The sequence below is a fragment of the Candidatus Nitrospira bockiana genome (assembly GCF_965152565.1).
In genome coordinates this window covers 723,870-747,528 of the sequence record NZ_OZ224215.1, presented here as the reverse complement: position 1 = coordinate 747,528, position 23,659 = coordinate 723,870, and the positions used below count along the sequence as shown (strand labels likewise).

At 63.8% G+C, this 23,659-nt stretch carries 20 protein-coding genes; all 20 read right to left on the bottom strand.

Translation table 11 applies throughout. The annotated features are described in order from the left end of the window. Positions 1–15 precede the first annotated feature (15 nt). The 20 genes from ACWHYV_RS03880 to ACWHYV_RS03785 all read right to left on the bottom strand — a co-directional run bounded on the left by ACWHYV_RS03880 (position 16) and on the right by ACWHYV_RS03785 (position 23,584). Positions 16–174: a hypothetical protein gene (locus tag ACWHYV_RS03880; protein ID WP_447979341.1), complete on the bottom strand. Its 159-nt coding sequence runs from the start codon at positions 172–174 to the stop codon at positions 16–18. 104 nt (positions 175–278) lie between these two features. Continuing rightward, positions 279–1,286, bottom strand: coding sequence for an exosortase A (gene xrtA / locus ACWHYV_RS03875; RefSeq protein ID WP_447979340.1), 1,008 nt, complete (start codon positions 1,284–1,286; stop codon positions 279–281). Between the two features lie 420 nt (positions 1,287–1,706). Next, positions 1,707–2,087: a hypothetical protein gene (locus ACWHYV_RS03870; protein ID WP_447979339.1), complete on the bottom strand. Its 381-nt coding sequence runs from the start codon at positions 2,085–2,087 to the stop codon at positions 1,707–1,709. 136 nt (positions 2,088–2,223) lie between these two features. Further along, on the bottom strand, positions 2,224–2,805 hold the full coding sequence (locus tag ACWHYV_RS03865; protein WP_447979338.1) for a hypothetical protein: 582 nt from the start codon (positions 2,803–2,805) through the stop codon (positions 2,224–2,226). 223 nt (positions 2,806–3,028) lie between these two features. Then, positions 3,029–4,051, bottom strand: coding sequence for a GNAT family N-acetyltransferase (locus tag ACWHYV_RS03860; RefSeq protein ID WP_447979337.1), 1,023 nt, complete (start codon positions 4,049–4,051; stop codon positions 3,029–3,031). Between the two features lie 45 nt (positions 4,052–4,096). Continuing rightward, positions 4,097–5,047 (bottom strand): hypothetical protein, encoded by a 951-nt coding sequence (locus ACWHYV_RS03855; protein ID WP_447979336.1) that lies wholly within the window; start codon positions 5,045–5,047, stop codon positions 4,097–4,099. A 47-nt stretch (positions 5,048–5,094) separates the two neighbouring features. Beyond that, positions 5,095–6,237, bottom strand: a complete 1,143-nt coding sequence (locus ACWHYV_RS03850; RefSeq protein WP_447979335.1) for a DegT/DnrJ/EryC1/StrS family aminotransferase — start codon at positions 6,235–6,237, stop codon at positions 5,095–5,097. Between the two features lie 15 nt (positions 6,238–6,252). Then, the gene (locus ACWHYV_RS03845; RefSeq protein WP_447979334.1) at positions 6,253–7,875 is read right to left on the bottom strand and encodes a Gfo/Idh/MocA family oxidoreductase; all 1,623 of its coding nucleotides are present in this window, start codon (positions 7,873–7,875) and stop codon (positions 6,253–6,255) included. A gap of 126 nt (positions 7,876–8,001) precedes the next feature. Continuing rightward, entirely contained in the window at positions 8,002–9,168 is a 1,167-nt protein-coding gene (locus ACWHYV_RS03840; RefSeq protein ID WP_447979333.1) for a DegT/DnrJ/EryC1/StrS family aminotransferase, read from the bottom strand. A gap of 8 nt (positions 9,169–9,176) precedes the next feature. Next, the gene (locus tag ACWHYV_RS03835; RefSeq protein ID WP_447979332.1) at positions 9,177–10,256 is read right to left on the bottom strand and encodes a glycosyltransferase family 2 protein; all 1,080 of its coding nucleotides are present in this window, start codon (positions 10,254–10,256) and stop codon (positions 9,177–9,179) included. A gap of 210 nt (positions 10,257–10,466) precedes the next feature. Next, entirely contained in the window at positions 10,467–12,635 is a 2,169-nt protein-coding gene (locus ACWHYV_RS03830; RefSeq protein WP_447979331.1) for an LEPR-XLL domain-containing protein, read from the bottom strand. Between the two features lie 116 nt (positions 12,636–12,751). Then, positions 12,752–14,188, bottom strand: a complete 1,437-nt coding sequence (locus tag ACWHYV_RS03825) for a hypothetical protein (RefSeq protein WP_447979330.1) — start codon at positions 14,186–14,188, stop codon at positions 12,752–12,754. Positions 14,189–14,451: 263 nt separating this feature from the next. Continuing rightward, entirely contained in the window at positions 14,452–15,333 is an 882-nt protein-coding gene (locus ACWHYV_RS03820) for a carbohydrate deacetylase (RefSeq protein WP_447979329.1), read from the bottom strand. Further along, positions 15,321–16,493 carry a glycosyltransferase gene (locus tag ACWHYV_RS03815; RefSeq protein ID WP_447979328.1) on the bottom strand — a complete coding sequence of 391 codons (1,173 nt, stop codon included), beginning with the start codon at positions 16,491–16,493 and terminating at the stop codon, positions 15,321–15,323. Before ACWHYV_RS03815 ends, ACWHYV_RS03820 begins: the two co-directional genes overlap by 13 nt. 19 nt (positions 16,494–16,512) lie before the next feature. Then, on the bottom strand, positions 16,513–17,934 hold the full coding sequence (locus ACWHYV_RS03810) for a phenylacetate--CoA ligase family protein (protein ID WP_447979327.1): 1,422 nt from the start codon (positions 17,932–17,934) through the stop codon (positions 16,513–16,515). An 86-nt stretch (positions 17,935–18,020) separates the two neighbouring features. Next, positions 18,021–18,917 (bottom strand): carbohydrate deacetylase, encoded by an 897-nt coding sequence (locus ACWHYV_RS03805; protein ID WP_447979326.1) that lies wholly within the window; start codon positions 18,915–18,917, stop codon positions 18,021–18,023. A gap of 50 nt (positions 18,918–18,967) precedes the next feature. Beyond that, positions 18,968–19,648, bottom strand: a complete 681-nt coding sequence (locus tag ACWHYV_RS03800) for a PHP domain-containing protein (RefSeq protein WP_447979325.1) — start codon at positions 19,646–19,648, stop codon at positions 18,968–18,970. Continuing rightward, positions 19,645–20,766, bottom strand: coding sequence for a carboxylate--amine ligase (locus ACWHYV_RS03795; protein ID WP_447979324.1), 1,122 nt, complete (start codon positions 20,764–20,766; stop codon positions 19,645–19,647). The genes ACWHYV_RS03800 and ACWHYV_RS03795 overlap by 4 nt, the downstream gene beginning before the upstream one ends. 87 nt (positions 20,767–20,853) lie before the next feature. Next, positions 20,854–22,335: a DUF7033 domain-containing protein gene (locus ACWHYV_RS03790; protein WP_447979323.1), complete on the bottom strand. Its 1,482-nt coding sequence runs from the start codon at positions 22,333–22,335 to the stop codon at positions 20,854–20,856. After that, a complete protein-coding gene (locus ACWHYV_RS03785; protein WP_447979322.1) occupies positions 22,328–23,584 on the bottom strand; it encodes a glycosyltransferase family 4 protein in 1,257 nt (418 codons plus the stop codon). The genes ACWHYV_RS03790 and ACWHYV_RS03785 overlap by 8 nt, the downstream gene beginning before the upstream one ends. Between the last annotated feature and the right edge of the window lie 75 nt (positions 23,585–23,659).

Sequence of the window (23,659 nt, the reverse complement as noted above, 5' to 3'; positions counted from 1 at the left end):
AGCCCGAGAGCGGCGCTAGAGTGCGAGCGGCTGACCGGCGTCGCGGCTCTTGGGCGCCTCCGTCCCTTCGGCGGCGGAGCGCGCAGTCAGCTTGTAGAAGAGATCGAGGACCATGACCCATAAGAGCCCGACGATGCCGACGAGGAGACCCCATGTGAACAACGTCCACTCCATGATGCCCTCCGTACGTGGCGGCGCTTCTGTGAAAGGAGACCGCGGTCCGGTTGGATGAAGCGGGTCCGGCGGCCCGGCGGCAGCCGGGCGCGTGGCTCGGCGTTTCAGGGCGCAGCGACGGGGAAGCGGTTCATCCACATCGCCGAACAAGAGACCATCGCCAGGAGGCTCACCGCCACGGCCGCGTTGAGCACGATAGGCACGAGCGGTGAGGGCCTCTTTCCAGCGTGCCCCCCCGCGGAGAGGGGCTCGGGCTGTGGCTCCCGCCACTTCAACCCCAGCCAGAAGAGGAAGACGATCGTCAGCCCGTAAATCGTATAACTGAACAGCCGGTGATCGGCGCCCTCCGCCACGCCGAGGTGGTCGAACAGGACGATCGAATAGGCCCGCACTCCATTGGCGAGGATGAGGAGAGCGACGGAGAGCACCAGAAACAGAGTACGCCGCATCGCCGCTCGATAGACCACGCCGGCATAGAGGTATCCCAGGGCGAGACCGGGCAGCACGTACCGCAATCCGCCGCAATCCCGCACCACTTCCCAGCTATTCGACGAAAGCGTGATCAGATGCCCTTCCCAATGCAGCGGGATCCCGACGAGATGCAGCCCTGCGACGATGAACGCCGCCGTGAACTGTTGCAGCCAGGGCTCCGTCGAGGTCCCGACCGGCAGTGCAAACGCGAGAAACCCGAGCGGGAAGGCGAAGGCACGCACCACGGCGGTTCCCACGAGCGCCCAGACCACCGCGGGCAGCATCGTGAGGACGGCGATCTGTTGGAGGAGCAACTCGTGGAAGGCCGCCCCCAGAAGCCATGTGGCGGCGACGGCCGCGAGCGCGATCCAACCGGCGCCCGCCGGCGCCGGCGTGAGCGGGGCGAGGCGCTCCCGAAAGCAAGACACCAGATAGAGCGTAGCGGGCAGGACGAGGAGGCCGTGGGCGAACGTTCGAGAGCTCGCCCACACCTCCACCATGGTCGAAAACGTGCTCCAGAAGAGCAGGATGACGCTCAGCCAGACCCCGAGCACGATCAGCAGCGGCTTCTGCCACGCCTCGGTCACCGCCCCCCGCCCGGCCTCGGCCCCGGTTGTTCGTATGGTCGCTGCTCCAGCCATGTTCCTGTCGGCGTCCCCACGGCCCCGGACGGGCGGAGCCTCCCCGGCAGGCCTCCGTTTCGCTATGCCGGCGAAGAGGCCCGCTCGCCGGCAACCTCCGGCAACCCTCTCCTCGGCGGGCTGCCCCCATCAACTCGTCCGGCCGCGCGGCCACGCGGCTAAGGCCTCTTGATCTTCAACCGAATCCACGGCAAGGCGATGAGCGCGACCCCGAACAGGAGCCCGGTTCCCGGGATCGGGACGGCGGGATTCGACCGGTTTCATTGAGGCATCGCGGCCGTCTCTCTCCGTCAGGAAAGAGACGGCCAGACCGATGAGAATCGAGAGACGTGGGGCGCCTCATGACGGCCCGTCGACGGAGCCGCTGTGCAGTCGAAAGGAAGACGACCGAGACGCCCGGTCCCTGATCTCCAGAACCAGTTACGCTGCCATGTCGTCCCTCGGCCGCTTGCGATCTCTCGACTGCCAGGCAACAAGACCGGCGAACCCGGCGCCGAACAACAACAAGGTCCCCGGGATGGGCACGGCATTCGCGCCCCGCTGTCTTGCCGCCTTCAGCTCGAGTTTCGCCGCCTTGAACTGCTGCTTGGCCGCCTTGAGCTCCTGCTTGGCAAGCTTCACGTCTTGCCTTGCAAGCTTGAGCTTTTCCTTCGCGGCCTTCAGGTTGTCTTTGTTCACGTCGGCGACGCTGATCACCGCCAACGACGATGGCTTGAAGGGCGTCGCATCAGCGGGCTGACCGACAAGTCCCACCCCCATCGCCATGCCGACGGCGCTCAGCACAGTTGTTATTCGTGTCATCTGCTGCACCTCACAGATGGGTTGATCTCGTACCGGGAGACTCCCGGCCCCTTCGACTGCACAGGACGAGCCCCGCAAGGCAGGACAGAAACCGAGGAACCGGTCTAGGAGGACGACGAAATCGTGCGGGACGAGGTCAGGACCGTTTGCGATGCCACGCGGCCAGTCCGGCAAAGCCAGCGGCGAACAGGATCAAGCTCCCGGGGATCGGAATTGCTCGCCGAGCACTCGACGAACCGAGCGAAGACCCGACGTGCTCGCCCGCTGTCCGAGTGATCAAGAGGGCCTTCACGTCACGGAGAGGAACGGAGATCACCGGGCCGACCGTCACCGCCCGGCACAACGGACAGCCGAACGACGAGGTGGCGTCCTGGCGCATCAGCGGTAGGCTCGATCGGGGCGCCGGCGATTGACCGGCGAACGCCAGGCGGTCCTCATCGCGGCCTCCGTCGTCCTCTTTGGCCGGAGCCTTACCGACCGCCAGCGCGAACTCCGCCTTGTCCGTGATCGCCGTCCCCGACTCGGCTGGTGGCAACGAGGCGGAGAAGGGCCGGCTTCCCGCCTCGATCCCCAGCAGTCCAGATGGGGGCACAGAGACGGGCATGGGTTGAGGGATCCTGGCCAGCCCGTCGAGTCGGAATTCAAACGCCTCGACATCCACCGCCAACCACGCGACGGTCATCGCCGTCGTCATGAGCGACACAACGACGATCCCCATTCGGCGGCTTGTCAGCTTCGCTCGATGTTCTGGTATCCTCGTCATCGTTGACCTCTCGATGCATGGTGATGGAAATCAATCCAGCCGGCCGGCATGCCTTGGCCTTCCACTCAGTCGTCGGGACGAAGCATCAACAGCGCTGACAATGCCGTAGGAAGTCCCTGTCTTCGGGGCGCAGGACGGCGGAGCCGGTCGGCCTCCTCGGGAAGGAGGGTGGCAAGGCTCATCGGGGGCGCGACTTGGCCCAAGCCGAGGCGTCGAGCCAGTCGCACGTCCGGCCACCGATCCTCTGGCGCCAGCCAGCCGCTCGTTTTGCCATGTTCCGGGCGAGACCGATCCACGGGTACTTCGACGACCTCAGCCATGGAACCCGAATCCGCTCTCCTCCGAATCTTCGCTTGTACTCACCGCCGCCGCCCATGTCATACCGCTCGATCCCGCGCGCTTTCCAATATCGGATCGCGTACCACTGAATCGCCTCGTTCGGCCGGTAATGCAGAAACGCCCGCCGGCTGGCCCCACCCCAAAAATACATCGTGCGATTCATGGCCGGAAAAATCCCGGTGGCAAGACACCGTCCCCCCGCGTCCCGCGCACGGAGCAAGAGGAGGCGATCCTCACGGTCGAGGCGTCGAATGAGCTCGCGGACGCGCCCGAGCCCGTAGGGCGGCACGAGTCGCTGCCGTCCGAACACTTCTCGGAGCTGCAGGTAATACTCGTCGGCAAAAGTCTCGTCCCGCGCCTCTTCGATCGTGACGCCGCGCTCGGCGGATTGCCGGAGGCAGCGGCGGCAGGCACCCGTCATCTTTCGCAGCAACGCGTCCTCCCCCTGCGTCAGGTCCACCTCGAACCCTTCATATCGCCTGAACGTCCAACCCGATGCTTGGGCCTCCTGGACCGACAACTGTCGATCCATGACTTCGACGTGCACGCATCCCAACCCATCGAACGCCCAACCGATGAGTGCGTCCGCCGCCTCGCGCCGGGAAAGGCCGGGCAACAGATTGGGGCCCATATACGACGTCGTCCATCCGGGCAGCGGGCTGCCCAGGATCCTCATCCCGAAGCGCTTCACGATCAGGCCCGCGCAATAGCCGACGCACTCCCCGTCCCTCGTCAACCGAGCAAATACCGGTTCGGCCCGTTGCGTCTCGGCGATGAAGCCCAACCATTCCGGCGTTTGGAAGATCGTCCGGTCGTCGAACCGTTCAAGGACATCTCCCCACTGCTCCAGGGTCAAGTCCACGCGAGTACACGACCAAGAAGGCGTCATTCGGGTCCTCTGTCCGCGTTAGGCCGTCGGTCGCTCTACCCGGCAGTGGGTCACGTGCATCCGCACGTTCGAGAGCAACCAATGTCGCTCCATGGCCGCCAGCTCATTCGGTGGGATCGTGCGAGGCGCCGCCCGGGCCGCCCGCAAATGATCGAGCAGAGTCGAGACGGGCACGAACCAGCCGTTGAGAGACGAGAGCCGTTTCATCAGCCTGGCGAACTGCGGATGCAGCGTCCCGTTCCGGCAAAAGCCGTTGGCAAAATGTGTGTACATGATGCACACGCCGCCTTCGGCTTCGAGCCGGTCTTGCTGCGACTCGCGAAGCATGTCGCAAAAACGCTCCACGTCCCGCCCGTCGGAGCTGCTGAACCAGTAGTTCACGTAGCGTTTGTCGGGATCGTGATACGGCATGGTCGGATTGATGTTGTCCAGGTTGATGTCCGAGAAGACGAAATTCCTGACGTAGGTGATGCGCTCGCGGCAGAGATCGCCCCAAAAGAACGGCGACGTCTCATCGTCGCCCTGAAAATACTTGTGCCAGGCATAGCGGGTCGCCACGTTGTACGCGAACGTGACGTCTCGGCGGCTGAACCGCCGGTCTCCCCAATAGATGTTCTCGAGGTTCCGGGAGTGGTTGCAGTGCACTCTCGGGTGCGAGCCGAGGAGCGTATGGAACTCCTCGAAGCCGCGAACGATCATGTCCCGGGTGGCATGATGGTTTCGGACGTTGTGCAGGCTGATCTCGAACCCCTCCCTGTGCAGCCAGCGCACGAACTGAAGATAGCCCTTGTCCTGTAAGCTTTCCCCCGGCATACGACCATAGCGCTCGGACGCGAGCGGCCACACCGACTTCGTGGTCCGAAAGCCGAGCTGGGCCAGAAAGTGATAGACCCCGATCAGATTTTTCAGCGTCCCGCCGTCGGTGTCGTCGCAGATGGTGAAGGCGAAACGCCGGTTGCCCGGAAACATGGAGCTCACCATCCGAGGTAGGGTTGCCGGTCGGCCGCTCTCGTCGTTCACCGGCGATAGAAAGCCCCGATCGCCCGAACCACGGTCTCTTGTTGCTGCGGCGTCAGCTCGGGGAAAATGGGGATGGCCAAGACTTCCCGGCAGGCGCGCTCCGCCTCCGGCAGCCGGCCTTCCTGATATCCCAGATGGGACAGACACGGCTGCCGATGCAGGGGCAAGGGATAGTAGATCTCCGTCCCGATGCCCTCGGCCGTGAGCCGCGCGCGAAGCGCCTCGCGGTCCGGCACACGAATGACGAACTGATTGTAGATGTGGTCATGAAGGATCCCACCGCCCCTGTACACCGCCCGGGGCAGACTGAAGCCTTCGACGGCGCCGTCCAGGCCCGCCTCCGCGAACAGCTCCTCGTACAGGCGTGCGTGGCGCTGCCGCAGCGCGGTCCAGCGATCGAGGTACGGCAGCTTCACGGTGAGCGCGGCCGCCTGGAGCGTGTCGAGACGAAAATTGCCTCCGACCAGGTGGTGGTAATACTTCGGCTTGGCGCCCTGGACGCGCAGCAGACGCATCTTCTCGGCGAGTGCGTCGTCGTTCGTGACGACCATCCCCGCGTCGCCGAGCGCCCCGAGATTCTTGCTTGGAAAGAACGAGAGGCACCCGACCCGCCCCATGCTCCCGCAACGCCGGCCGTCGATGTATTCCGCCCCGAGCGCCTGCGCCGCATCTTCGACGACCGCCAGACCGTACCGGGCGGCCACGTCGAGGATCGGCGCCATGTCGGCGGACTGCCCGTACAGGTGGACCGGGACGACCGCCCGTGTCCGCGGGGTGACGGCGGACTCGATCAGGGCCGGATCGAGAGTGAAGGAGTCGGGATCGATGTCGACGAACACGGGGACCGCGCCCGTGCGGACGATCGCCCCGGCGGTCGCAAAAAAGGACAGCGGCGTGGTGATCACTTCGTCGCCCGGCCCGATCCCGAGCGCCATGAGCGCGATCAGGAGCGCATCCGTTCCCGAGGAGACGCCGACGGCATGGCGTGTCCGGCAGTAATCGGCGAGGCGGGCTTCCAGCTCGCTCACTTCCTCCCCGAGGATGAAGTGAGCGCGGTCCAGCACCTGCTCAAAGGCTGCAAGGAGGTCTTTCCGAATCGCCTGGTGCTGCGCCTTCAAATCCAACAACGGGACCTTCACAATTGGCCTCCTTCGTCAGGACGGGTCGTCGACCTTCGAGACGCCGGCCGGCGTCTTGGTAAAACGTCTCCCACACCCGCACCGGGCGGCATCCGCCACCCATCTCAGCTTCATGCCGCATTCGCACATCCAACCTCGAACGCGCGCCGGGGCTCCGAGCATGAGCGCATAGTCCGGGACGTCCCGTGTGACGACCGAGCCGGCCCCGATGAAGGCGTATCGTCCGATGGTGACGCCGCATACGATCGTGGCATTCGCGCCGAGCGTGGCCCCTTTCCGCACCAGCGTCGGCTTGAGCTCGGCCATTCGCGGGATCTCGCTTCGCGGATTGAGCACGTTGGTGAAGACGACGGACGGCCCGCAGAAGACCGACTCCTCCAACGTGACTCCCTCATAGACCGACACGTTGTTTTGGATCTTCACCCCATCCCCGATCAGGACGTTGGGACCGATCACGACGTTCTGTCCGACCTTGCAGCCGCGGCCCACCCGTGATCCTTTCAACACATGCGAGACATGCCAGATGCTCGTCCCCTCGCCGATCACGACCCCCTCGTCGATCCAGGCCGACTCGTGGACGAAGGAGCGCGGCGCCGGGGGCCTCGGGGCGGCCCGGGCGGTCTTGTCCTCCAAGGCCCGTTGGCACCGCTCGAGCACCGATAGGACGCGCACCCCCTCCTCGCCGTCGGTTCGAGGACGGCGGCGGGTCCGCACACACTCCAGGAAATGCAGGCATTCCTCGCGCAGCGGCTCCTGCTTGTCCACCTCGACCGGCTGGGCGTCCGCCCGATTGGCGACGGGGATTTGGTGCTTCCAATCGATCGAATGGGGATACAGCAACAGCTTGTCCTTTTTTTCCAAGTCGTCGAACACGGCCATCTTGCGGTCCCCGACGAGGACGAGCTTCTGCTCCTTGAAGGGGTGGAGCCAGGAGACGAAGATGTGCGCTTTGACCCCGCTCGGGAACGACAGGAGCGTGACGGTGATGTCGGCGATCTGTTGATGCAGGTAGTTGCCGCCCTCCGCCGAGATCGAGGCCGGCATCTGATCGACCAAGCCCAAGATTACGGAGAGGTCGTGAGGGGCGAACGACCACAGGATGTTTTCTTCACGGCGAATCTTCCCCAAATTGAGTCGATTCGAATAGATGTAGTGAAGGCGCCCCAACTCGCCGCCGTCCACCAGCTCCTTCAGCTTGAGGACGGCCGGGTGGTACCAGAGCAGATGCCCGACCATGAGGATGCGGTTGTGTTGGTTCGCCAGCGCGACCAGGGACCGCCCCTCGTCGACCGACAGGCAGAGCGGCTTTTCCACCAGCACGTCCTTCCCGGCCAAGAGCGCCTCGCGCACCAACGGCCCGTGCGTTTCGGCCGGGGTCGCGATGGCGACCGCCCGAATCGCCGGATCGTTCAAGACGTCGCGATACGAGCTCGTCATCCGGCATCCGGGGTGCTGAGCACCGAGCGCCTCGAGACGTTCATCGTCGCGGTCGCAGACGGTGGACAGCGCGCCGAGCTCCGCGAAGTTGCGGACCAGATTCTTCCCCCAATAGCCTGATCCGACCACCGCAACGGTCGCCGTCGGCCCTTGCGGCCCCAGGAAGGGGTGGTACACGGTGTGATCCAACGTGTCATGCATGGTGGTCTTCCTTTCCCACCGCACCTGACGGACGGCCCGTTTCACGCGGACGCCGAGGCTGTGATGAGCCGGCCAGGTGCGGGGTCAGATACCGTGTGGGCGATCGATCGGTTGATGCGGCGATGCTCAGCCGCCGGCGTAGGAGCGGGCGTCGGATCGGCGGCCGACCCGCAAGAGAAAGGCGATGATGCGTTCTGCGTCTTCTATCGAGACCCTCGGGTGCACCGGTAGATTGATGACTTCCCCCGCGGTCCGTTCGGCGATCGGACACTGCCCCTGGCGATAGGAGAACCGATCCAGCCCGGCTTGGACGGGATGTAGAACCGACTCGAACCAACTGCCCAGCTCCACTCTCGCCAGTCGGGCCCGCTCGAGGAGCTCCACCTTGTTCGCCACGCGGACCGGGTACCGGAGCAGGTTGGTCGACGTGTGAGGCAGCTCGCTGACGGTATCCCATCCGCTTCGAGGAAGGGCCTCCGTGTAGAATCGGGAGAGGACTCGGCGACGGGCGGTCGTATCGGGCAATGCTGAAATCGATCGAAGGCCGGCTTTTGCCTGAAACGTGGACATCTTCCACGTCAGGTCGGCCGGACGCTCTCCATCGATTTCCCCGTGGCTGGACGAGCCCACGAACAGGTTCCATCGGCTCAGGCGCTGGAGCAGCCCCATCGCGGTCCAATAGCTTCGCGACGAGAACACCCGGCTGTAGAGCTGGTACTGGAGGGCCAACCGGGCGGTATGGGCGGGGGTCGGCACGGAGAAGCCGTCTTGGACCACGGTCAGCTTTTCCGCCACCTCATGATCGGTCGTCACGGCCATGCCGCCGACACCCGTGGTGTAGGGCTTCGACCATTGCGAGCTGAAAAACGCCGCCGCTCCAAACGTGCCAACCGGCCGGCCCCGATAGGTCGAGCCGATCGCATGCGCGCAGTCCTCGATGACCAACAGGCCACGGCGCCTGGCAAGCTCCAAGACCGGTGCCATCTCGACGGGAATTCCATACGTGTGCTGAACGATGAGGGCGCGCGTCCGGGCGGTGAGCACCCGTTCCATCGTCTCGGCCGTCACGTTGTAACTCGCCGGATCGATATCGGCGAAGACAGGGGTCGCCCCCGCAAACCGGATGGAGTTGGGGACCACCACGCACGTAAACCCGGGCAGGACCACGTCGTCTCCCCGGCCGATCCCCAATGCCCGGAGGATCGCGTAGAGCGCCGCCCGGCCTTTCCAAAAGGCATACGCATGGGGAACGCCGATACAACGGGCAAAGGCCTCTTCATATTGACGGCGCAAGGGGTTCCTCACCGGGAAGACAGGACGAACCGGGACAGGCCGACTATCGACCCGCATCCGTAGCTGAGGTGCATGATGAGAAAGATCACGGGTAAGAGAAGGGCATTGAGGCGCCGATGGCGCATGGCCACGGCGGCGGTGACGAGTCCGGACACGACCAGGTAGCTCCCGGCGATCGCCCAGAAGGCGAGCGAGCCCCACGGCCATAGTACCGCCAGGACGATGGCCGCCAGGAGCGCGACGACGAACACCAGCGGGACGAAGTGCCGCCAGGACAGCACCCCGATCATCTTGTCCAGGACGCGCGTGTTCCAATAGCCGTTCCGATAGTTTTGCTTGATCACGCACCGAAGCGTGTCGGGGGCGTGGTAGAGGGTCTGCGTGTCTTGGATCAAGAGCAGCCGGTGCCCGGCTTTCCGCAAGGCGGCACTGAAGTGGATATCCTGATTTCGATGGAGCTCGGAGTCGAACCCCCCCATCTCCGAAACAACATCCTTTCGATATCCTCCGAACGCAAGCGTGTCGACGAAGGTCTCCGAGCGGCAGGTGCGAAAGGTCCCTCCACCGACTCCGAAGGGCGATTGGAGCGCGAGCGCATAGGCCGCTCCCACGCACCCTCCCGCAACGGCCACGCTCGGGCCGCCGACGCAGGCTACGTCTGGTCGCTCCTGCAACTTGGCGACACAGGCCCGAACATAGCCGGGCGCCATCCGGCTGTGTCCGTCCAGCCTGAATACGACTGCTCCCTTGGCGTGGCGCAAGCCGATGTTCAACGCCACGGGCACGACTCGGTGAGGGTTGTCGAGGACCTGGAGTCGCCGTGTCGCGGATGCCGACTGGATCGCGACCAGACGCTGAAGAATCGACCGTGTTCGATCCTCGGACAGGCCGTCGACCACCAAGACCTCAATGCCCCCCGGATAATCCTGGTCCAGGATCGACCTCACGCTCTCCTCGATGAAGACTTGCTCATTGCGGCAGGGCACGATGACGGACACGTCCGGATAGGCTTCCGGGGACGGTGCCGGAGACAGGGATGCGAGGCCGGCGTGCACGGCCGATGCCGTCTGGGTAGTGGCGGGCTTCACCGAATACATGAGCCTGGTGGATCTGCCTATCTGGTACGTGGAGGAAGGGGAGGCGGCCCACCGGCGACCTCGGGAATGAATCGAAAGAGGGTTGGCTCGCCGGCGATGGACGGCCATCCATCGCCGGCTCGCCATGCCCCTCGCCTCACGGCGCAAGCGTCGCCTTGAACGAACAGCGACGTGCCCGCGTCACGCGGCGACCGTCGAGCGCTACACTCCGGGGATGGGACCGAACAGACCCTGGATCGTCCGGGTCACGTCCACCGGTTGTCGTCCCGCAGACGCCATCGCATCGATGATCCGTTGGTTCATCGGCCAGGGCCACAGCGGCGTGTTCGTCAAGGTCCCGTTCTCGTAACGATAGAGAATCGTCGCTCCGTCGTTCCCGGAATTCTTGAACAGGCTTTCTCCGGAACCGTAGACAGAGGCGAGGTCCGGACCGGATTTGACGTTAGAGGTGACCCACTCCGAAGCAATCTGCGGGCCCCGCCCCCCGATGCTGGTGAGGTTCGTCGCCCGGAGATTCGGACTGGTTGTGCCGGAATTGCCGAGGACAAACGTGCGCTTGTCCGTGTACTTCCCCTTGGGGAAGAAACTGACCACGTCCTTGAGCACCACCTCGTCTGCTTTCGTCACCAAGATCTGCTGCCCAGGGGCGAAGGTTCCGGCATCGTCGGCGAGGTAGATGATGGTGCCATAGATCTTTGCAAACGTCCGCCGATCCACGTCCATGCGATCGACGGAGAGCATGCCGTACGGCTGATCAATCGAGGATTGAGGTGACTTCCATGTGAGAATCGAATTTTCGATCAGCATGCCAGTATTGTTGTAGGTCGGCGTGACGGTCATCTTCGGACCGATGGAGGAAGACGCCTCCCAGCTGCCCCAAAAGCGGCGCAGGGTCGTGTTGTTCCCGCCGTAGGATGAGCTGACGATCTTGCGGGCGACGCCGAACCCGGCACAATCTTCCAGGAGGTTGTAGTTGGCGTTACTCAAGGCAAAGATCGCCTTCGCTGATCCTCCATCCCATCCGACGATACGTCGCAGCACGTTGCGATCCGACCCGCCGCTGATCTCAATGACGGAATACTTCGGGCCGCTGCTATGCGCATTGAACCCCTCGAGGATGAAGTAGTCATTGTTGTAGAGGCGCACCGGTTGACGAACGTCCTGGCCGTCGATCGTCACCTTGCCATCGTTCAGTGCCTTGACCGTGATCGGCTTCCCGGCGGCCCCGCTGAGACCGTCCGGCGGATCGATCATCGAGTCCGGCCCTCGGTAGGTCCCATCCAAGAGGTAGAGGGTCTTTCCGGGAGCGGCGACCGCCCAGAAGTCTGAAATTTGGAAGGGCGAAGATTTCGACAACCCGTTGCCCGTCCCGTTGGGCGAAGCATAATAGATGCCGGTGGTGATGTTCTCCGTGGTGCTCTGGGTCAGCGACTGCTGCACCGGCGAGGTCGAAACGGGTGCGGTCGCCGTCCCCGTCGTCTCGCCGTCTTGCTCCTCCGTGCCCACGGGGTTGGAGGTCACCGGCGAGAGCGCCGGGGATGTCGACTCGATCGAGAACCGTGGATCCCCTTGCACCGTCACGGTCTTGCCGGCGATGCTGGCGGTGGTCGGAAGCCCATCCGCCACGATCCGGCTGTCGTTGCTCAGCGCTCCCTGGATCCAAACGAGGTCGATCGCACCATAGCCATTCGCTCCCGCTTGCAACGACGTCTTCGTGACCGAACCGCCTGCATGGAAGACCCCGACGGAGCCTTCCACCCGGATCGCCTCGTTCTCGACGTCGTCCACCACGGTGAACAACTGTAGATCCTGCGCCCAAATGGTCCCGCCCTTCACGCTGCCGAGCATGGCGGCATTCACCGGGCCGGCAAAGCCGATGGTGCCGACCACGTCGGCGGTCGGAGCGTTGATCGCCCCCAATGGCGACCCCACCACCAGGTCGTCCAGCACCACCCGGCCATTCCCACCGGTCGTCCGAATAGTGACCGTGGAACCGCCGTCGGTCCCCGCGACACGGAGACTCCATTTCCCCCCTTCCGAGGACACCTCGCCCACCCCGTTGCCGGTAAGGCCGAATGTGGTCACGGTCCCGTCGGCATCGCGGAGCGAGACTTCGGGACGAGAACCACCAGGTACATTTCCGAACCGCCCCAGCACGAGCTGATCGCTCGCGACGGGCTGAGTGTCGAGCGCCGACAAGGACGTCGCCGAGAGATCGGTTTGCGAGGGCTGGGGCGGCGCGATCGTCTGCTGGACCGCCCCGGCTAAGTCCGCGCTGAGCAAGGTTCGAGGCTCAAGGGATTCGAGATGAAATCGTCCCCCCGCTTCCTCTCGTGAAAGGACACCGGATAACTTTGCAAACAGTCCCACCTCCACCTCCTTACGTAAAGGTTCATGTGGAGGCGGAGACTACTATCGATCGTGTCGGATCGCAAGAGCGCCGAAGCCATTAAGAACTTCTACGCTCAGTATTCAGGCAAGGATCATCAGCGAATCGCCAAGGTCGGTGGGGCAGGAGCCTCCGTATCCACCTGGCTCGGCGACGGCGAGCCTTGCCGGCACTGACTCGGGATCAACCCGAACATCTGCTCGATGGTTCCAGTCACGTCCACCGGCTGCTTGCCGGCAGAAGCCATGGCGTCCATGATCCGCTGGTTCATGGGCCAGGGCCAGAGCGGCTCGTTCGTCAGCGTCCCGTTGACGTAACGCTTACAGATCGTGGCGCCATACGAGCCGGAGTTCACGAACAGACTTTGCCCGGATGGATACAGGGTCTTGGTGTCCGGCCCCGACCTGATGTTCGACTTCACCCACATGGAGGAGATGCTGGGTCCCGCGCCGCCGATGCTCGTCAGGTTGGTCGCTTTCAACGTCGAGGTCGGACACGGGCTACCGCCTGAGTTCGCGGTGCTGCAGTTGGCCAGCAGAAACGTCTTCTTGCTCAAGTGCATTCCCGGGGGATAGTAGCTGACCACGTCCTTGAGCTCGACCTGATCGAGCTTCGTGATCAGGAGCTGCTGCGAGGGTAAAAAGCCCTGTGCGGATTCGGTCAGATACGCGATCGACCCGTAGATTTTGACGAAGACTTGTCGATCGGTGCTGTCCATGCGATCGACCGCGAGCAAGCCATACGGTTGATCCATCGAGGTCATCGGAGAGTTCCACGTCAGGATGGAGTTTTCGACGAGCATGCCGATGTTGTTATAGACCGGCGTCATGGTCATCTTGGGACCGATCGTCGATGATTCTTCCCAACTGCCCCAAAATCTGCGGACCGTCGTGTTGTCCCCGCCGTAGGCTGCGCTCAGGATTTTGCGGGCGACGCCGAACCCGGCGCAGTCCTCGATCAGGTTGTGTTTGGCGCGAGTCAGCGCAAAAATAGCCTTCGCAGATCCCGCGTGCCAGCCGACGACGCGCCGGAGAACGTTATGGTGACTGTCGACCAGTTCGATGATGGAGAGCGTGCTCGCACTGTTGTGAGCATTGAAGCCTTCCAGCACGAAGTAGTCGTTGTATCTCAGGACGACCGGCTGGCGAACTCCCTGTCCATCGAGCGACACTTTCCCGTCGTTCAAGGCGCGAATCGTGATGGGACTGTTGGCGCTGCCGGCGAGATACTGGGGCGGCGTGATCATCGATTGATCGCCCGTATACTTTCCGTCCAAGAGACACAGCGTCTTGCCGGGACCGGCCAGAGGCCAAAAATTTGCGATCTTGAACGGTGACGACGCCGATGCTCCATTCCCCGATCCGGATGGGGACGCATAGTGTGTACATGTCGCCGCCCACGCCGCCCCGTCTGCCGACATGATGAAGACTGCCAGCGTCGCCGACGCGATCATCGCTCCTCGGAGCAGCAACGCCTTCGGCTGAATACGGCCCGTCTGCCCGTCCGCCACACGGACGCGATCACTCACTCCCATGGTACAGCCTCCTTGGTGCTTGACTCGCCGGGACAAACAGTCTCGGGACCTATGAGCAAGCCAAATGCCTCTGAGGCTGTAGAGACGATTGTGTGGTCTTGAAATGCCTTTTTCCCGTTCACAGGGCGTCGTCGCGCTCGGACCAGCAGAGGCTTTTGAACATGGAGGTTCTCACCACTGGACATCCATGCCGATTCTCTCGGCGCCCCAATCGGTTCGAGGGCTGTTCAGGCTCGTTCACCGGGAACCGTTTTACGGCACGGTTACGCGAGCAGCGGAATCTCGCGGTATCCCGCGAGACGAATATCGGAGCGCTGCAACGCCCGCCGGAATTCCGCGTCGAGCAGCACCGCGCGCTCACGCTCTCGTTGATGGAGATACGTCGACCAGCGTCGCAATTCCGGTTCTACGTACCCCGGATGCACGACGAGCTCGCTGACGCCCGGAGGGAGACTCTCGAGCAACCGCAGATGCGCCCGCACGCTGATCCGGTCGGCGTACAACCCGGCATGCGTGATCTCCACCCGTCGATCGGGCATCGCCAAGCCGCGCCGCAATGCCTTGCGCCTCAGCCGGAGATTCCAGAACCACTTCAGGGCGCGAAGAGGGTTCACGAGGAGATGCGCCGCGTGGCGAAGCGTCCGACAACGACTTTCGAGGCCGACCAGATATCGGTGCGTCCGGATTCTTCCGACTCCGCTTTCCTTGGCCACATCCAAGAACAGATCGTAGAGCCGTGGCAGCCGATGCAGCCCCATGTGGAAGTCGATATGCGAAAAGGCCCGCCCGGCCAGATCCCGTGTCTTCTGCACCTGCGCCGTCATTTCAGCCCGTAGCTCCTTCGCCGAGATCCTCCCCGCCAGGAACCGCCGAGTGAAGGTTCGGTAGTGGAAGTGCCCGGTTTCATCCACCAGCGACGGGACCCGCCCCGCCGGCAACACCGGCGCTCCCACGATCGGGTTGACGTGACAGCCGACCGACAGCTCCGGATGAGCAAGGACCAGCCGGGCGAGACCGTCGGCATGGGGGAAATTCACGTTCGCCGAGAGGCTGCGGACCGTCCCAAACGCGATACATTCCTCGATCGCACGGGTGATCCCGGGCGTGAAGCCGTATCCGTCGGCGTTGATGATCAGGACACGCACGGTTTATCCAGCAGTGATCGATACAGCGCGCAGATCCGGTCGGCTTCCCGCTCCCACACCATCGAGGCGCGGGCACGCCGCCGCAGGTCTGCTCCGGGGTCCCCGCCGACGTCGATCACCTCGAGGAGTCGCTCCAAGGCCTCGGCATAATCCGAGGGTGCGCCGCCCTCCAGCACGCTCACTGAAGCGCCATCGACGCCCGCCTCGTCGAGGACCTGCTTCAAGACCGGCATGGCCGACGAGACGACGGCGCAGCCCGCGGCCATGTATTCGCAGACTTTGACCGGCAGCGCCACATCCAGGTGCGGATCGCGCCATGGATGCACGTCCACGCCGACCTTGGCATTGCTGAGCAGCCTGGGAATATCGTCGTACGAGGTCTTTCCGAGGACGAGACATCCCTCGGGCACCCTCGGTGCCAGCACCGTGGCGATGCGTTCCGACACCCCGACCACGAGTGAGCGGGCGGCCGGCCGACGCGCCTGGAGCTCGCGCAAGGTTTCCGCCAGGAACTCGGCCCGCCTCGCGCTCAAGGTCCCCAGATGAACCACATCGAACTCCCGTTTGGCCGGCGTTTGCCACCATTCCCCCGCCGCCTGGAAGAACGTCCCGGCGGGGTAATTGTAGGCGACGATCCGCCGTCGGTTCTTGAACTTGTCGGTCAGGGGCGGCGTCACGCCGACAATCGCATCCGCCAGCGAGGCCAAGGTTTTTTCGATGCCGTCCGTGAGCAGCCGGACGAGGGGCTTGGACCATCGGCCGATCCAGTCGCGGATCAGCATCAAGTTGGCGAAATCCTCGTGCACGTCATAGACGAATTTCGCCCTGATCCACCACAGCCTTGCGACGGGGAACGTGATCAGCATCTCGGCGTCATGCACATGGATGATATCGGGGCGCTCCCGCCTGGCCCTCCAGAGGCACCGCCACGGTTGCCACAGAAACCGCATCAGTCGCGAGGACGGCTTCGGAACCGTGAGAAGGTGAAGGCGCTCGACCCGCTCGAGCCGGGCTCGAGCCGCGGGCTCGGCATAGCCGACCAAGGTGACGCGCGCCCCCATCAGGAGGAAACTGCGAACCTGTTTCGCGTAGACGCGGTGATCGGTCACCTCGTGGCCCGACGTCATCACGAGCAGGGTGACCCCTTTTAACTCACCCATCGCAGCTCCATGACCACGATCAATTCAGAATCCCGCGGTAGGCGGGACGCAACAAGGGTTGTTCCATCAAACGGACGACGAGAGACGTCTTGCCCCTCAGCGTTTTTGGAATCTCCGTCACTTCCCGGACGTCGAGGTCGAAGCGGCCGATCCGCTCCTGAATATCGTCGCGTACCGCCAGCGCATGCCCGGTTCTGTACCCCTCCGACGGACGGACGAGAAGGTACGCATGACCGGGGCGGTCTTGCACGATCTGAGCGGAGTGAATCGTCGGGCTTCGTTTCATCGCCGTCGACAACCGCCCGATTTTCCGTCCATCCGCCGTCAGCAGATAATCATCGACACGGCCTTCCAGCTTGGTGAGGATCGGCTGCTGGTTGCCGCACGGGCAGTCCTGCTCGCCGGCCCACGCGGCGTAATCTCCCAAGCGATAGCGGATCAGCGGCATGGCGTCGTTGAGCAGCCCCGTGGCCACGATCTCCCCGACCTCTCCGGGGGCGCAAGCGGTCCCGTCTTGGCGTAGGATCTCGATGATCCCCGCAAATGGAATCACGTGCATCCGCCCGTACGGACACTCCATCGCGGAGCACACGCCTTCGCTCTGCCCGTAGTGGTCGAAGCATCGGCATTGAAAAAACTGCTCGATGGACGTCCGCATGCCGGGAAGCAACGTATCGCCGCTCACGATCGCGCTCCGCAGTCTGACCGGCTCCACACCCGCCGTCAGCGCGCTTTCCGCCAATGCGGCAATCGCCGAGCCGTAGCCCGTGATCCACTCGGATCCATACTCGCGCACGGCCTTGGCATAGTGAGGTGCCGTGCTGTCGGACACGTGATAGCTCGACAAGTAGAGTTGTCTCCAGAGCCGGTTGAACCGCCAATACGGAGGGCGCTGCGTCGCGCCGGCGATGATGGGACGCCCTCCCATCATCGCGCGAGGAATGTGCTGCGCCACCCCGGCGATGTTGCGGACCGCCACCTCGCACAACGCCCACCATTTCGGGAGCATGTCGGACGGCCAATAGATCCGTAACGCCGTGCCGGTCGTCCCGCTCGTCTTCTGCGTCCAGAGGGACTTCGGATCGAGGCCGTCGACGAGAAACGCCTGCTCGTGCTGGCGGAGCGTCTGCTTGTCGAGGACGGGTAAGATCCCCAAGTTTCCGGGGGAGTCGACCGCCTTCCAATCGACACGGCGCCATGCCCCCCGGTAATAGGGCACTGTGGTCGCGGCCCGGTCGATGAGCAGCCGGAGGCGGTCGCTCTGCCAGGCCGCCGCATCGGCGTGCGACCACGACTGCCACTCGTGAAAACGTCGTCGCCAGTCCTGGTAGGACGGACCGTAGTAGAGTTTATCCAACCGGCGGGCATAGAGCGTGAGCGCGGTTTCCTGGACGGAGACCGGCAGCCGCCAGTACACCTGCATGGTCCAATCGGTGATCATAGGGCGCCGAAGCCCCTTTGTCGTCCGACAGCGCGCGAGCCGGCGGACACGCTCCAAGAGCGAACGGGCCCGACCGTGGCTCTGTGTCACAACGCCTTGAATCCAATCAGCTCGATGCCCAGAGCCTCGGCGAGGTCACGCAGCTCGGGATGGCGGAGGATCGCAAGCTCTCGCCCGCGTTCCTCGCAGTAATAGGACCAGCGGCGGAGTGTGTCCTCGGGATATGCCGGGTGGCAATAGATCTCATGGATCCCGTGCGGAAGATTCCGCAGGATCCGCAGCCAGTTGTCGCGTGAGGCTTTGCCGCCCAGGCCGGCATACCCGACCGTGATGAGCCGGTCCGCCATCCGCAGCCCGAGACGCCGCGCTCTTCGCATCTGCCACTTGCGGTACTCGTGGACGGCCCAGACGTGCGGCCGTCCCGCGTAGGCTTTCCAGCGGGCCAGGCGCGGTTCGGGCGCTTCCAGGCAGATCAACGAGGCATTGTTCCGAATGCAGGGCAACGACCATTTCTTCGCCAACGACAGGAATACCTCGAAGTAGGTGAGATGCCCGTTGCCCTGCGAGTCGAGATGCGTGACATGATGTCCCGCGAGCGCCTTCACCCGGCTGATCTGCGCGTCCAATTCGGCCTCGAGCTCCACGGGCGCGATCGCTCCCTCGCGCCAGCGCCGTGAGAACTCCGTGTGGTGAAAGCACCCGTCGGGGCCCACGAGCGACGGCACACGATCGGGCGGGAGACAGGATCGTCCGACCATGGGATTCAGGTGCACGCCGACGCTCAAATGAGGGCATTCTTTGAGCAGCTCCGGCAGCCGATCGGCATCTGGAAAATTTGCGTTCACGCTCAGACTCGTGATGAATCCGCCCTCTCGGATCGCACGCATGATGCCTTCCGTCGCGCCCGGCCCGAAGCCGAACCCATCGGCATTGACGATCAGCCTTCTCGTCGCCCTCTCTCCGCAGTCCGCGGGGGAACCCATCTTGGTCGACCTCGCCGGGATGCCCGGTTTTGGAACGCCTGGCGACCGCGTTACCGATCGCACACCAAACGCTTGACAACACGGGCGCCGTGGTACGGCAGCGTGCGATACCGCCCGAGCTTCCAGGCCTTCACCATCTGACTCGCCGGCGTCTTGTACCGCGGGGAGTAGCCCGTCATCAGCGAACCGGTGCCGCGAAGGAGCGCGGTCCGGATGTCGCCCGGGGGGAGGATCATCCTCGACGTGCCGATGTCGCCCGCGAAATGTGCATCGCTTGCAGAGATCATCGGTTTATGCAGTTGCTTCGCGAGTTCGAAGGCCCGTCGATTGTTCTCCGGCGTCTCACGGGCATTGAAGACCTCGATGAGGTCCACGGCCCCGGCCACTGCCAAAGCCGCTCCCGTTCCATGGTAGGGATGCGGTAGGACGGCCAGACCGCCTTGCCGATGAATCTCCCCGATGACCTCCCACGGATCACGGGTCCTGATCTCGTCGGTGAGGAAGAGGCCGATCACATCGCCGATCTCCGTCTTGTATTCGGCTCCGACGATCACGACCAAGTCGCCGTCGTCGTTCAGCTCCGCCGCCGCCACGGCGCCGCGAATCGTGTCGTGATCGGTCACGGCGACGCCTGACAAACCCTTCCGGCGCGCCTCGGCCAGGATCACGCTCGGCCGGACGAGACAGTCGAAGGAATAATGACTGTGCAGATGCAGATCCACGTGGATCATGCCTGCCCTCCGGGACGGCCGTGCGGGCGATACAATCGCCCCTTCAGCAGGCGGCTGATCACGATCGCCGGCGTCGTGGCGATGGCATAGAGATCGGGAGCGAAGTCGTACGGGCACAGATCCGTCTCCACGTGCGGATCGAAAAAGTCTTTGAGGAACCGGCCGGCGCACGACGGCCGGCTGATCAGATGGAGCACGTCCTGCGGGAACAGCCAGCGCAGTTTCAGGTAGCGAAAGTCGTGGGAGGGCGGGACGTCGCCCTCCATGGCCATGACCGCGGCCAGATAGGGGAAGTTCACGCCCGCGTGGATGGCCAGATCGAGCGAGCCCCAGTATTTCGGATTGATCTCCATCAGCTTGAACCGGCCGTCACGGGCATCGCGTTTCATCTCGACCATCGCAACACCATGCCAGTTCAGGGCTTGCAGCAGGCGGATTCCTTGGCTTTTGAGCCCTTCGTCGTAGTAGCTCTCCGCCAGCGTGCTCGCCCCGCCCGTCACGGGCCACTGTCGCAGACGCCTGTGCATGAAGGTTGCCCGCGGCTCACCGGCCCGGAAGAGGGCGAAAAAGCCATACCCCTCACCCGGGATATATTCCTGAACGAGACTGCCCGATGTATCCATGCCTTCGAGCTCTTGACGTGAGTTGACATAGCGGACGTTACCGCTTCCCGTTCGGCCTTTGACCACGACGGGGTACTCTTCGACCTCGTCGACACCCGTGTACGTTTTCGGTACGTTGACCCCGACCGACGCGGCCAACGCCATCGTCTTTCCTTTGTCCGAGGCCACCTCCATCCGCTCGTGGTCGGCGATCGCGACATGCAGGTACTTCAGCAGGACGTCCTTGTGCTTCGACACGACCCGGTTGGCGTCGTATCCGATGGGCAAGAGCACATCGATGCGCCGGCATTGCGCGTACTCGACGAGGCAGTTGACGAAGGCGGTTTCGTGTCGCGCGGGGTCGGGATACACGAGGGTCCCGGCGCAGTATCGCGACAAGAACGAGCTGACAAACCGAGCGCTCGACCCTACATGGACGGTCACACCCTCGCGCCCCAACGCTCGAATTGCGGCCAGCGCATGCTTTTGATGGCCGTCTGTGACAAGAACCTTCATGGCAGGACTCAGCGTTCGGGAGGTCGTCTCGCTCTCGCCCCTTTCGGGAACGATCCGTCGGGCCAGGGCCCGACGGTGAGCAGGACATCAGGCGATGTGGGACGCATAGGGGTCGTGATCGTCGAGGCTCAGGTTCGTCCCTTGTTCGCCGAGTACACGGAGGATTTCACCGTACAAGGCCACATAGTCGCCGTAGAAGTAGGCGTTGTGCCAATTGACGACCATGCAGCCCCCGTGCGCGGCGACACGCTCGACCATCTGCCGGACCCGTCCACACCGCTCTTCGTCGGATTCCGCGTGGACGGCGAGCACATTGATGTCCATGAGCGTTTGGGGATATTCCCAAATGGGACTGACCGACTCCGTGAGCAGGTCGAAGGCGCGATGCGGGCGGCTGGTGCCCGACCGGAAACCCATGTAGCCCGAAAACCCGGAGCTTGAGTCTATCGTGCACCCCGCTGCCGCCAAGTGGCGATACGTGCGCCGGGGATCCCACACGAGGTAATGGCTCCGAGCGGCGTGCACCGCCGCTCCGCATGCCTGCTCGAGGTCCGCCCATTCCTGTTTGCACCGCCTCTCGTCGGTGTGAGCGTTGATGCCGACGTGGAGCCCGATCGTGCCCCCGGCTCCTTGAATTCCCCGGATGACGTTCTTCGAATACTCGCTGAGGATGTCGTAGCGCGCATCGAGCGGATGCGTGCCGTTGGCCATGAGAAAGAACTGACTCGTGAACCCGTGCGCCTGGTCGAAGCGGATCAGGTCGATGAAGTGTTGGACGTAGGACCTGACCTTCGCCCCGACCTGTAACCATTGCACGCACGCGTCGAAGCCCGCCCGCACCCGGCCGTATCTGATGGCGTGCCGGCACAATCCTCTGGCCGCACAGTCGACATACTCCAACCCGCCCCGGACTGGAATGCCGGTGTCGATGTCGTGGGTGATGACGACCCGCAGGCCCCTGGAACGAGGCCGGAACGACGGTGCGATCTGCCGCACCCATTGCAGGAAGACCTCGGCATACTCGTCCACGACCGGCCGCTGGTGACAGCGTTCTTCGACGCAGCGCAGCGTATCTTCCTTGACCCGTCCGAGCGCGTCGGCTTGCCGGCCGAACATCTCTTCATATCGCGTCACCCAAAAGAACGTGGACGCGACGAGATCCAATTCACAGACGAGGATCCGGGAGGGACCGCCGCGCGCCACCCAATGAACCGGCCCGCCGGCATGTTTCTCGTTGGCAAAGGGAACGATCAAGTCTTCTTCCAGGTGACGGTCGGACGTGAGGTGAAGGTCCTTGGTCGGCACACGGTGCAGGGGCGAAGCCGGAAGGCTCTCGGGCAAGCCGAAGCTCGACCAAAACATCCTCGCTTGATGGAAGTGAAGATGCTTTCGACCCGCGCGGGCGGGCACCTCACCGCCGTACGACACCACCACGCTCTCATCGTCCGCCGGGATCGAGCCCTCTCGGCTGACCACGCGGCAGGCGAGCGAAGAGGCCAGGATCCGCATCCCATACTCAACCGCGGCCTTATGCGGGCCGTCGTATTGCAGCACGAGGTGGTCAGGCATGATGGACCTCTCGAGAGGCTGGCCGGGACCCGGTGTCAAGCAATTGGACCACGGCTGCCATGCTGTCCTGCATGGACATGTGTCGCTGCACCAGCGCCTGCCCACTGGTCGACAGCCTTCTCCGAAGCTCCGAATCCCGGGCGACCGCGAACACAGCCTCACAGAAGCCGTGAAAGTCGTATGGCTTGGCGGTTGCCAGGGCATCCCCGTCGAATCGGAGAATGTCGTGGATCGCCTTGATCTCGAACGTGACGGCCGGCACTCCTGCGCTCATCGCTTCCAACAGCGCATTCGGCATGCCTTCTTCAAAGCTGGGGAAGACAAAGAGATCGGCAGCCGCGAGATAGTCCCAGACCCGGTCGGGCGGGCACGCCTCCCGAATCATGATACGGTCAGCCATTCCCCTGCCGCGGATCTGCTCTTCCAGGGCGTCGGTCTCATCGAAGGCTCGTCGTGCTCCTACGAGCACGACTTTCAGCGCCCCCAGTCGATGCTGGTCCGCGGACAGCTGATCGACGAACTGGAACAGGCCCTTGGCTCTCATCAGCCTGCCGACGTACAACGCCATGACCTCCGCTTCTCCTATCCCGAGCGCTCGACGGAGCTCTGCACGCTCGGTCCGGTCCGGTGGTCTCGGCGACGTCACTCCTCTCGGCAGGACACGATGCCGCCCGCTGGCGCGCAGCTCATCGGGCGTCGCCGAGAGAAGGCGCGCTCCCAGGTCCAGGAGCTCCCGGGTCTGATAGAGGATGAAATTCAGGTGATTCAGGACCATGACGAGACGGCGGCCCGCGGAGCCGCGCAGAGCCTGGCGCACGTCGCTTCCGACCGCCCATCCGGCGGATACGATCCCCAGGCGACGACCGATTCTCCAGGCAAGATCACCGGGGAGGCCGAGGTCGAACGACAAGACGGCGTCGAACCGATATCGTTCGTGCAGCCGATCGATGAGCGCCCGGACCGACTCGAAAACAAGGCGACTGTGCCACACCGATTGGCCACACCCCGGGATCGCTGGATAGCGGGGCCGGTAAACCTCCACCCCCTGAGAACGGAGGTACGGAGGAATGGCCGCATAGGCCCGCCATTTCTCTCGCATCCGCAAACCCGGTGGAACCCAGGGGCATGGCGACAGCACCGTAACGCCGGCCGTCATTTCTCGGAGCACATCGACGCAGCGTTGATTCTGGGCTCCGGTATAGGGCGAGGACGGACTGGGATAGACTGGAGACACGAACAACAGCTTCATGTGGTTTCCGTCCATACCCTCGATGCGCTGGCAGGTCGAGAACGGACTCCGACCGAGACCGATCCGCGCACACCG

What these genes read in the sequence shown, in the direction of transcription:
- ACWHYV_RS03880 (WP_447979341.1), bottom strand. Translation starts at nt 174, where the DNA reads ATGGAGTGGACGTTGTTCACATGGGGTCTCCTCGTCGGCATCGTCGGG.
- xrtA (WP_447979340.1), bottom strand. Translation starts at nt 1,286, where the DNA reads ATGGCTGGAGCAGCGACCATACGAACAACCGGGGCCGAGGCCGGGCGG.
- ACWHYV_RS03870 (WP_447979339.1), bottom strand. Translation starts at nt 2,087, where the DNA reads ATGACACGAATAACAACTGTGCTGAGCGCCGTCGGCATGGCGATGGGG.
- ACWHYV_RS03865 (WP_447979338.1), bottom strand. Translation starts at nt 2,805, where the DNA reads ATGGGGATCGTCGTTGTGTCGCTCATGACGACGGCGATGACCGTCGCG.
- ACWHYV_RS03855 (WP_447979336.1), bottom strand. Translation starts at nt 5,047, where the DNA reads ATGTTTCCGGGCAACCGGCGTTTCGCCTTCACCATCTGCGACGACACC.
- ACWHYV_RS03845 (WP_447979334.1), bottom strand. Translation starts at nt 7,875, where the DNA reads ATGCATGACACGTTGGATCACACCGTGTACCACCCCTTCCTGGGGCCG.
- ACWHYV_RS03825 (WP_447979330.1), bottom strand. Translation starts at nt 14,188, where the DNA reads ATGGGAGTGAGTGATCGCGTCCGTGTGGCGGACGGGCAGACGGGCCGT.
- ACWHYV_RS03815 (WP_447979328.1), bottom strand. Translation starts at nt 16,493, where the DNA reads ATGGGTGAGTTAAAAGGGGTCACCCTGCTCGTGATGACGTCGGGCCAC.
- ACWHYV_RS03810 (WP_447979327.1), bottom strand. Translation starts at nt 17,934, where the DNA reads ATGATCACCGATTGGACCATGCAGGTGTACTGGCGGCTGCCGGTCTCC.
- ACWHYV_RS03805 (WP_447979326.1), bottom strand. Translation starts at nt 18,917, where the DNA reads ATGGGTTCCCCCGCGGACTGCGGAGAGAGGGCGACGAGAAGGCTGATC.
- ACWHYV_RS03800 (WP_447979325.1), bottom strand. Translation starts at nt 19,648, where the DNA reads ATGATCCACGTGGATCTGCATCTGCACAGTCATTATTCCTTCGACTGT.
- ACWHYV_RS03795 (WP_447979324.1), bottom strand. Translation starts at nt 20,766, where the DNA reads ATGAAGGTTCTTGTCACAGACGGCCATCAAAAGCATGCGCTGGCCGCA.
- ACWHYV_RS03790 (WP_447979323.1), bottom strand. Translation starts at nt 22,335, where the DNA reads ATGCCTGACCACCTCGTGCTGCAATACGACGGCCCGCATAAGGCCGCG.
- ACWHYV_RS03785 (WP_447979322.1), bottom strand. Translation starts at nt 23,584, where the DNA reads ATGAAGCTGTTGTTCGTGTCTCCAGTCTATCCCAGTCCGTCCTCGCCC.